Source organism: Lysinibacillus capsici (assembly GCF_003367505.1).
Lineage (GTDB): Bacteria > Bacillota > Bacilli > Bacillales_A > Planococcaceae > Lysinibacillus > Lysinibacillus capsici.
Genome location: NZ_PXXX01000039.1, coordinates 1 through 1,460 on the forward strand (window position 1 = coordinate 1; position 1,460 = coordinate 1,460).

The following is a 1,460-nucleotide window of genomic DNA, read 5'->3' on the forward strand; positions in this document are numbered from 1 at the left end:
TAAACTGTACCCTATAAGATAGACACTTGAAAAAGGTCATCTTATAGGGCATTTTTGTTTATAATTGAAAAAACAAGATTCGGAGCCACTACTATGACTAAGAACTTTTTAACACCCCACCAACAAAATGAATTAAAAAAGAATCCGTATGTAAAAGCTGTGAGCAATAAAGCAATTACGTATACGGATGATTTTAAACGCTTATTTATTGCACAATCTGAAACGGGAAAATTACCAAGAGAAATTTTTGAAGAAGCGGGATTTGACGTGGAAGCAATTGGTATAACACGTATTCATAGAGCAGGTACTAGGTGGAGAACAGCTTATAAAAAACGTGGAATCACCGGTTTAGAAGATTCTCGAAAACACAGTACAGGACGTCCTATCGAGCGAGAATTAAGTATAGAGGAAAAGTATGCACGACTTGAAGCAAAAATGCGTTTACTAGAAGCTGAAAACGAACTATTAAAAAAGATCGATTTACTCGAAAGGCAGATGTTGAAAAAGAAATAAAACTCGCACCAGAACTGAAATTTGAACTGATTGGTCAAACGATTGAAACGTATGGATTGAAGCGAATGGTACGCTATCTTTGTGAAGTGTTGGAGGTATCACGCTCAGGCTATTATAACTATTTTAAGGAAGAATCTCTTCAAAAAAGAGCGATGAAACACCAAGCAGATGAAGTCGTAAAAGAAGTGATTTTAAAAGCGTATCGATTCCGACGACGTCACAAAGGAGCACGTCAAATCAAAATGACGCTTTACCATCAATATGGTATTACCTATAATCTGAAGCGAATTCGCCGCATTATGAAGAAGTTCGGGGTTATCTGTCCAATTCGTAAAGCGAATCCTTACCGTCGTCTAGCCAAAGCCACACAAGAACATCGTACGTGTCCACATATGCTCGAACGCCAATTTAAACAAGGCGTGGCTGGTAAAGTCCTCTTAACAGATATCACGTATTTGACATATAAAAGTGGTAAACGTGCTTATTTATCAACGATTAAAGACGCTGAGACGAATGAGATTTTGGCGTATGAAGTAGCAGCTAGCATCACAATGGAAATTGTGCTCGACACTTTGAAAAAACTGAAAAAGCTAAAGCACCTAGCTCAGGACGCCTTCATCCATTCAGACCAAGGTTTTCATTATACCAATCCAGCGTTCCAAAAACTCGTGAAACAAATGGGCTTAGGTCAATCGATGTCACGCCGAGGAAACTGTTGGGACAACGCACCTCAAGAATCATTCTTTGGGCATTTGAAAGATGAGACGAATATAAAAGATTGTGAGACATTAGAAGATGTAAAAAAAGAAGTGAAAAGCTATATGATCTATTATAACCATTATCGAGGTCAGTGGAATTTAAAAAAGCTGCCGCCTGTAAAATACAGACTGCAGCTTCAAGAAGTTGCCTAACCTTTTTCAAAATGTCCTTTATAAAGGGTACACTTT

At 37.9% G+C, this 1,460-nt stretch carries 1 protein-coding gene; it reads left to right on the forward strand.

Annotated features, from left to right (window positions below; all coding sequences use genetic code 11):
* Positions 1–93 precede the first annotated feature (93 nt).
* A protein-coding gene (locus C7B89_RS22750; protein WP_425269306.1) for an IS3 family transposase occupies positions 94–1,424 on the forward strand; the annotation gives its coding sequence in 2 pieces (ribosomal slippage) (positions 94–481 and positions 481–1,424; 1,332 coding nt in all).
* Positions 1,425–1,460: the final 36 nt, after the last annotated feature.